The sequence below is a fragment of the Marinobacter nitratireducens genome (assembly GCF_000708045.1).
Classification (GTDB): Bacteria; Pseudomonadota; Gammaproteobacteria; order Pseudomonadales; family Oleiphilaceae; genus Marinobacter; species Marinobacter nitratireducens.
The window spans coordinates 1-8,504 of the sequence record NZ_ANIE01000012.1 but is presented as its reverse complement, the minus strand read 5'-3'; the positions used below and the strand labels follow the sequence as shown (position 1 = coordinate 8,504).

General features: G+C 54.5%; 7 protein-coding genes, 4 tRNA genes and 1 pseudogene. All 12 read right to left on the bottom strand.

Annotated elements, in window-relative coordinates:
- Positions 1–68, bottom strand: a pseudogene (locus D777_RS18205) (GTP-binding protein); the annotation flags it as partial.
- A gap of 51 nt (positions 69–119) precedes the next feature.
- A tRNA-Thr gene (locus tag D777_RS17475) sits at positions 120–195 on the bottom strand.
- 14 nt (positions 196–209) lie between these two features.
- A tRNA-Gly gene (locus D777_RS17470) sits at positions 210–284 on the bottom strand.
- A 9-nt stretch (positions 285–293) separates the two neighbouring features.
- Positions 294–378: transfer RNA gene (locus tag D777_RS17465), tRNA-Tyr, on the bottom strand.
- Between the two features lie 39 nt (positions 379–417).
- A tRNA-Thr gene (locus tag D777_RS17460) sits at positions 418–493 on the bottom strand.
- 31 nt (positions 494–524) lie between these two features.
- Positions 525–1,220 (bottom strand): hypothetical protein, encoded by a 696-nt coding sequence (locus D777_RS17455; protein ID WP_036135020.1) that lies wholly within the window; start codon positions 1,218–1,220, stop codon positions 525–527.
- A complete protein-coding gene (locus D777_RS17450) occupies positions 1,217–1,951 on the bottom strand; it encodes a type III pantothenate kinase (protein WP_036135018.1) in 735 nt (244 codons plus the stop codon). The genes D777_RS17455 and D777_RS17450 overlap by 4 nt, the downstream gene beginning before the upstream one ends.
- A complete protein-coding gene (locus tag D777_RS17445) occupies positions 1,948–2,913 on the bottom strand; it encodes a biotin--[acetyl-CoA-carboxylase] ligase (RefSeq protein WP_036135014.1) in 966 nt (321 codons plus the stop codon). Before D777_RS17445 ends, D777_RS17450 begins: the two co-directional genes overlap by 4 nt.
- Positions 2,914–3,017: 104 nt before the next feature.
- The gene (locus D777_RS17440; protein ID WP_264673459.1) at positions 3,018–5,378 is read right to left on the bottom strand and encodes a DUF6160 family protein; all 2,361 of its coding nucleotides are present in this window, start codon (positions 5,376–5,378) and stop codon (positions 3,018–3,020) included.
- Positions 5,379–5,442: 64 nt separating this feature from the next.
- Entirely contained in the window at positions 5,443–5,991 is a 549-nt protein-coding gene (locus D777_RS17435; RefSeq protein ID WP_051669177.1) for a hypothetical protein, read from the bottom strand.
- 2 nt (positions 5,992–5,993) lie between these two features.
- Complete coding sequence (locus D777_RS17430; RefSeq protein ID WP_036135023.1) at positions 5,994–7,064, bottom strand: hypothetical protein; 1,071 nt, start codon at positions 7,062–7,064, stop codon at positions 5,994–5,996.
- Between the two features lie 9 nt (positions 7,065–7,073).
- Positions 7,074–8,273 (bottom strand): hypothetical protein, encoded by a 1,200-nt coding sequence (locus D777_RS17425; RefSeq protein WP_036135011.1) that lies wholly within the window; start codon positions 8,271–8,273, stop codon positions 7,074–7,076.
- Positions 8,274–8,504 lie beyond the last annotated feature (231 nt).

Below are 8,504 nucleotides of genomic sequence, written 5' to 3'. Positions count from 1 at the left end.
TGGTCAACGTGACCAATGGTGCCCACGTTGACGTGCGGTTTACTGCGCTCAAATTTTTCTTTGGACATTTGACCAATCTCCCTAATCAACCAGGATCGTAACGTTGACCAGATAAATAGTGGAGCTCATGGGCGGATTTGAACCGCCGACCTCACCCTTACCAAGGGTGTGCTCTACCAACTGAGCTACATGAGCATTTCATAACAAATTGGAGCGGGCAGCGGGAATCGAACCCGCGTCATCAGCTTGGAAGGCTGAGGTAATAGCCACTATACGATGCCCGCGGCAATAAGTGGTGGAGGGGGCAGGATTCGAACCTGCGAAGGCGAAGCCGTCAGATTTACAGTCTGATCCCTTTGGCCACTCGGGAACCCCTCCGAGTTAGACCCGCTTTCGCGAATCTCACAAAACTTAAAGTGGAGCTGGCGGACGGAATCGAACCCCCGACCTGCTGATTACAAGTCAGCTGCTCTACCAACTGAGCTACGCCAGCTCACATTCGCCTCGTCAGCGAGGGCGGTATACTACGGACTTTTTTTTGGCGTTGCAACACTTTCGCAAGGGTTGATTTCGATGAAATCGAAATTCTCGCCATAAGCCGTTTCTACTGCCCGAACCGTACTCTCGATGAGTTCCGGATCAGCCTCAAAAACGAGCGCGTAGCTTATCTGATTTCGGGGGAAGTTTGCCAGTACTACATTAAGATTCTGACGTTTTTTTTCTTCGAGCACAGATATTGCTGCCTCGCGGGACTCGAACAGCCCGAGAGATATCGCGTTTCGGTTCTCGCCTTCGGTCACCAGATAGGAGTCTACCCCCTGCCTCTGGATTTCCTGGAACTGCTTCAGAGCCACTTCCCGGGGTTGCGGCGGAATGATCACCCAGTGCAGCGGTGCCAGATCTCGCTCGACTTCCTGAACCTGCCCATCGAGATTGCCAGCTAGCTCATTAGCCTGCGCCAACTCCCGGGCTTCAAACCATCCCACCCGTGCACATGAAAGAGCCTGGGCACTGGAGGCTACCGCGGCATCGGGTTCCGGCTCCGGCGCTTCGACAGGTTTCGCTTCTGATTTCGTTGTCGGAGGCTGCGCCTTGAGGCTGCTGACTCTGGGAAGCTGGCCACCCGCGGCCGCACCCGAACTGGTCGGCGCCTGAACAGTGCTGGAGCAGTACCAGACGCCCAGGTTCAAAAGAATGAATAACACGGCAAGCCACTTCATGCCGACGACTCCTCAGCGTCGATCAAGCCGACGCCATCCAGAACCAGATCCGGCACGTGTCGAGCAACCAGGCCGAGATCAAGCAGGCGACCAGCGTCACCTCCGGTTACCAGGACCTCGGCGAGCGCATGCTTCTTCGCATCATCCGCAACACGATCATTCATCGCGGACGACAACCAGGCCAAGCCATGATTCACACACTCACCGGTACTCGTCCCGGGAGCCACCAAGCGCACATCACCCGGATCAAACCCGATCCTGGCGGCGTCACTTTTAAGGCTCCGAAGCATCATATTAAGTCCAGGCAGTATGAAACCGCCCAGATGAGTTCCATTGCTGCTCACATAGTCGATGGTCACGGCACTACCTGCATCGATTACGGCTACTCCGTTTCTGACCATGCGCCACGCGGCGTACATTGCATGCCAGCGGTCTGCCCCCATCAAACAGTAATCGGCATACGCATTCCTCAGCCCGCTCCTCTCACTCTCGGCCCAGTAGAAGCGAACCGGCGCCGCCGTGACCCTCGACAACGACTCAACCAACCTTGCTCGATTCTCTTCTGAGATGACGGTTGACACTGCAATCGACCCAACCGCATCGCCGTGTTCCGCCAACTGCGGAACTGTTTCGATCTCCTCCAGACGATCTGCGCCCGAATTCACCGTGCTTCCGGACCGTTCCAGGCGCCATTTAACCCGGGTGTTTCCCGCATCAACCAGGAGCCTCACTTGACCTCCCGCAAGCTTATTTCTCCCGCCCGCACAGGCACGATGCCATCCCCGGTATCCAGCAGATAGTTGCCTCCCTGATCGATGCCCGCCCCCGTACCAGCAGCTTCCCCGCCTCGCGCTGAGATCTTCTTGCCCATGAATATGTCCCTGCGCTGCCAGGGTTCCCGGAAATCCACAAACCCACGCTCGGAAAATTCGTGGGCCGCATCGAGCACGGCGCTGATAATCGCGCCGGCGATCAGATTCCGGCTCCACTCGTGTCTCGGAAACGCGCGGGATAGACTGTCCCATGCCTGATCGACATTGCCCGCTGCAGACATATGGACGTTGATACCGATGCCACAGATAACTTGAACGACACCTTCCTGTAACTCGCCTTGCAGTTCAACGAGAATGCCCCCCAACTTTCCGGAGGGCAGAAAAATATCGTTGGGCCATTTGAGGCCAATATCGTCTGCTCCGAGACTTTCCAAGGCATTGGCCACCGCAACGCCCAACACGAGACTCAAACCATCAAGTACTGAAAAACCACCATGAAACGTCAAGCCCATGCTGAGGTACAGGTTTTCTCCCCTGGGACTTTGCCACGTCCTCCCGCGGCGCCCCCGCCCCTCGGTCTGGCAATCCGCAATCACCACCGGAATGCTGTCCGATCCAGCTTGGAATTCCCTGGCCAGCTCAGCATTGGTTGAATCAACCTGATCCAGAACTCGCAAGTCAATTCGAGGCCGGTAATCTTCCGCGATACCGTCGATAATTTCCCCCGCGTCCAGGAGGTCGACATTGGAGACCAGTTGATACCCCCGGCCCCGAATCGTCTCTATCACGAAGCCTTCCTCCATAGCCCGCCGGATCTGCTTCCAGACGGCTGTCCGGCTCACGCCCAGCTGTCCGGCAAGATATTCACCAGAATGAACGAGCCCGTCGCTGAGCAATGCTATGAGTGCTTTGGATTTCATATAAATACATCCGGCCAGGAAAATGGTTCTGGCCGGATTAAACAACAGGAGTGGCTAAAAAACAAAACAAAGAGAGGGAGAGCGCTCGCTAATACCGGTCACGATCAGGGAATTGGTGTGGCGGTCAGGTTCGCCTTGATATCGAAATTCTGCATCTTGACGCCGTACACGGCAGTCTGAGCACCGCCGACCGGGTGAACCAGATCAATGTTGTTAATGGAAAGTTCCTTGAAGCGGCTCTCCGCCTTCACCGCAAAACCAAGGGGACGGTTAGCCTGGTCTGACTGACCTGGGTCAGCCACGTACCGATACCCCTCGGGCGCCGAACTGTCCATGATTTTCTCATCACCTCGGCTGCCCACAACACCCAGAGAATCTGCCCCATCCTCCTTCTTTACCACCCGGGTCCTGTAAACATCTACCGCGAGATCTGTACGAACACCAAAGGTGTTATCGTCGACGCCATCACCATCGAAGTCTCCGCCATCACTGGTGTATATGTCATTCAGAACAAGTTGATTGCCGCTACCATTGATGGGGTTACCGCTGGCATCCGTTTTTCGATTTGTTTCCCAGGTAAAGGCGTTTTTCTTATCGTCACTCACTGCCCTGGCGAGAATCTGCTTGAGCTTCACCGTAATACCTTCTTCGCCACGGTTTTCCCAAACCCCTCCGGAGGCTGTACAGGCGGACTCCGTACCCCCCACCCCACCGGCACAGACTTCCCCCGCACCGCCTGGGACGATCGTCATACTGCTGCCAAGCTCGTATTTCTGAAGCACAAACCGACCAAAGCTAGCGCCGGCAAGCTTATCGCCAACCCGGAGGTTACCAATATCCATGGAACTCCAGGCTTCCCCCTTCACGATCGCAAGCCCTTCTTCGGTGACATCAACCGTCATACTCCGGAGGTGACCGTCATAGTCCAGATCGGTAATCCAAAGGCCTTTTTGCGGAGCTTCGCCGCTACCGGAATCATAGGGGGCTGCAATGATAGCGGCCCTGCCGTTACTGATTTGAATATCCGAGTTGATGGTAATCCCCTCGCCACTGGCGCCCCCGGGGCCCAGCGTCACGTGACCATCAAGCTCAAATTCGTACGCCGGGTAGAATCCCAGAGCAAGAAGAAGCTCGGTACCACCCTGCAATGGCGCATCATCGCTACCAACCCTTAAGCCGTTGATTCGATAGCCCGCTTTGATACCCTCAAACCCCACCCTGAGGCCATCAAAGAACTGGGTTCCATTTTTAACACCCTCTCGAGTGACATTGACGGTGACATCACCCCGTCCCCAGGACTGCAACCCGCTGAAGATCACGCGGTTACCGTCCTCCGTATAACTCAAGTCCGACAGGCGCAGGCTCCACTCCGTCGCCAGCCTCAAACCCTGAGGCCCCGCGTCGGGATGCCCACCGCCCTGCAGGAACACAGCATTCCGGTAGGACTCACCATTGAAGATTCGGTCTTCAAGAATAAAACTGACGTTGACCTGACCAAGACTTTTGCCATTGCCGCCCATTTCTACAGCACCTACATTGAACTCCCCCTGCACACCGCCGAGCGTTAGCCCGAGAGCTTCCCGGCCTTTCGGGTCTGTTGTCACGTCAATCCGCAAATCATTTACGTCGTAGTAACCGGTAATATCGCGAAGGGCGACGACATTCCCATCATCGTGATACAGGAATGACGCCGAATGGATGGTGGTTTCGCTATCGATTCGCAGCCCCTCGCCATCTCGCCCCCCGGCCTGAATGTCGGTCGCGGACGTTAAATCGAAGTGACCGCTCATTCCGCCATAGGATGGCAAGGTCAAGCCCGACGAAACATCGGCCGACACACCATGATTCAGAGGGTTGCCACTGAAACGGATAGCACCGACTTCCCAGCTTCCAACAACCCTTGGGGCCCGGAGCTGAAGCGTGCTACCAACAACATCAAGGGTAACGCCGAGTGCCTCGACGTCCATGGTGATGTCGTCCAGGAAGAATTCGTTACCATTGGTTCGATAGCCAAGGCGACCGCCGGTCATTGTGTACGCGGAGTCAAAGGTGTAGCCGCTACCACCCAATGCACCGCCTGAACGCAAACGGAATGTCCCCTGCAGTGAATGGTCAAAGAATAGTCCTCCCATGCTAACGCCTGGGGCACCGGCGAGCCGGATATCACCAAATTCGATTCGCCGGTCTTCCACCAGATAATCCAGATTCAGTGACGCGTCATTTCCAATATCTATCATGACCAGGTGATAGGCCTGGCCATTGGGGTCTGTTGCCGAACCAACCCGGAAACCTTCGAGGTGAATCCCCTTGCCATCATCGAAGTAAGACACGCTATCCGCGCTGACGCCCAGATCCATCTCCAGGGTAATACCACTTTGCCCGCTGATATCGGACATTGCCGCATCGTCGAGGCTTTTCAAATCTCCGTAGGCAGTCGGGATGCTTATGAGCCCCCCATAGATCATAATACTCACCAGAGCGCACCTGGCATTCACTAGCGTCATTACCATATCCGGCCTCTGCATCCCTTCATGGATTCCCCGTTGGGAATACCAATAAGTTTCCTTCCATGATGACCTCGCCACGCATCTCCACGGAAAAGATATCAGTCTGCTGAAATCCAGGATCCGTCGGGCGAGCGGTGCTGCTTGACGCAATCTTGAATCTCACGTCATTAAAACGAACCGTATTCGGTAAACCCAGCTCCAGAACATCACGGTTGAACAGTTCGCCATCGCCACCAAACCCCGAGTCAATATTGCGCACTCGCAGGGTCAAGCCTTCAAAAGCAAAATTACCTCGTATTTCATCAAGCACCATCCAGCCACCGGTTTCTTTGAGTCGGTAGGCAAAACGGGCACCGCATTTTTTCCCAGCGTCACTGCAACGACCAAAGTAGGAATTTTCGACAGGACCGCCCATCTCATTGATGCTGATATCGCCTGACAGGTAAATACCGCCCTGCCCAGACACCTCAGAAAGCCTCTCGTCCGGCAACAGTGACAACTCTGCAATCGCTGACCGACCTCCGCCGGCCAGCGATGACACAACCACCAGAAACAGAATCTTCGGTAGCATTTTCATGGCGCCAGATCCTTGGTTGTGATGTTCAGATGCTGGATCAGCATCCCCTGCACCCGGGCTGAGCCAAAGTCTCTATTACCAACGCTGAAGTTTCCGATACTGAGATTGCTTCGGTATTCAGGATTGGTGTAGTAGGCCTCGTAGAAGTCCCAGGTCTCGCTATCACTGCTTCCTCTCAGTCCATCGCCTCCGATGCTACCGGGTGCGGGCTTTGGTATGGCCGCGACATCGACGACAAAATTACCGGTGCCATCCACATCCAAGAACACGGGTTGGAGCTCGTTTCCGATAGCCAGTTGCAGCGCAAAATCAGACATCACAATTCGTGAGCCACAAGCACTTCCGTCCTGCGAGCAGGCGTTGATCGACAACTCCGGTGAGAAAAAGTTGAGTTTAAACTGGCCAACCATCTGGCGGCGTCCATCATCGCCCCAGAGCCTGAGATAGCTGCCATCCACGACGGCACTCTTCGCGTGAATGTTTATATTCGCAGATCGATCGGCACCGACAGCGACATTCATCTGCATCCCGATGTCGGCCCGTTCTCCAATATAGCTGGAAGTCGCGGGGCGACTGGAACAGGTACCGGAACCCGCGGTTGCCGAACCTCCCATGCAATCATATCCCTCAGCTGCCGACATCATCGCTGGGGCTGCGAACTCAAGCACCGCTTTGTCGTCAATACCAATCGTATTGCCGTCAACAACGTCGATGCGCCAGGGGTTCAGCAATCGTCCTAAGTTAACCGGCGTTAGAGTCTCTCCATAATTACTGTTTGCACCAGCGATGTAGAGATGGTTCACCGTGATATCCACATCACGACCGTCCGTACTCTTGATACCGGAGATTCGAAATATTCTGGCCTGTTGTCCATTTATATCCGGCTGGTCCGTGCCGTGGGAGAACTTGAAGTTCTCAAGCACCAAGCCTATCCCGGCCCCATCAACTTCGGACATTTCCGATTCGGTGAGGCCCTCAAGCTCTGCCCTGGCTATTGAGTGCGACAGAACCGCAACCAGAGCTAGTAACCTGCACCAGATGTGCTTTCCAGTGATTGATCGCAACATGGAATTCACCTAGAAAAGTCCCTTTCCGCGGTCTATGTATTCAGTACGGTAACGCTGAGTACCGTAAAGGGCCTCATTCAAATTCACCTCGGTCGCGCCGTTGGGGATATTGAAAAATGCACCCGAGGTGGCGCGGATGAAATCTTCAGCGGAGAGGTCCGTTTTCTTGACGTCTTTAAGCCACTCGAGGTCCTTGGTCTGGAAGGAAATGAAAGCGCCATCGGAGGGGCCGGTAAGTTGCCGCTCCCCGTTGACGGTCTCAACCTGACCAACCGGGAAGCTGTTGTAGATATCCAGGTCGAAGCAGGAGTCGATGCCCAGCACAAGGCAATCCTCTGCATAGACATAGATATCGCCACCACCACAGCTGAAAAAGGAGCAATCCGGCACTTCGATCGTTGAGCTGGATCCCCAGCCAATCAGGTTCTTCACTGACCAGCGGGTGAACCCACTGGCCCCTTCCAACACAAACTTTTCCCCATCAGGAACGCCGATGTACTCGGCGCGTACTGGATCGAGCGAACCGATGTTAGGGTCTCCGTCTGCGCCGTATACCAGTTGAGCCTTGGTTGCTAGCGGGCTCCCACCTTCCAGAAGAGGCGTCAGCAAAACAATCAGCTGATCAAAGATATTACCGTTTGACTGTGCATCACCCAGACCTTCCCCGTGATCGATGATGTCGACGTTCACATTGCCCGTCAGGGTTTCGATTTTGCCAGACAGCACACCCATCGACTCGCCAAATCCAAGACGGAAACCGACGATCTCATCGGTGTCCTCATCGAATGCGAACTCGAAATAGGGATTCTGGATATTGAAAGGAACGATGTCGCCTTCGGCATACACGGAGCCGTCAGCCTTCCTTTGTCTGGGCGCTTCGGGGTTGGCATTGTAATAGGCCTGGTTATTGATATAACCAAGCGCGAAATCTTCGATGTAGACGTCGGATGTGCCTGCTTTTTCACCAGCGCGCTCGTACCGCCCCATCTCGAGCACATCGACATTGGTCTGGATTTCAATATCCATTCCAAGGTTTACCCGGGTGTAGGCGGTATTGTTATCCGCATCCGGATGATACTGACGATCGATGGATACAAACGCCTGACCAGTGACTTCCGCCATCTGGTCGTCGGAAATAGGGCGCAAGTCCGCGAATGCCCCAACACTGAGCATTGACAGGAGAAGATACGAAAGTGGTCTTGTACTCATAGTCCCATCTCACAGCTGCCGCGTTATTTTTATTGACGGCGAATAAATAGATGGTCGATGAGTGTCTCTGATGGCTGACTTTCTGTTTATGGTTTTCTTTTGCCAGCTCGTTTACAGAAGCTTAACGCTGTTTACGAAACGTCACTGTGCGGAACGTCATAGATTGGAGAATTTCTGTGCAATACTTTTTTTCAGGCAATAAAAAACCCCAGCATCGGGGATGCTGGGGTT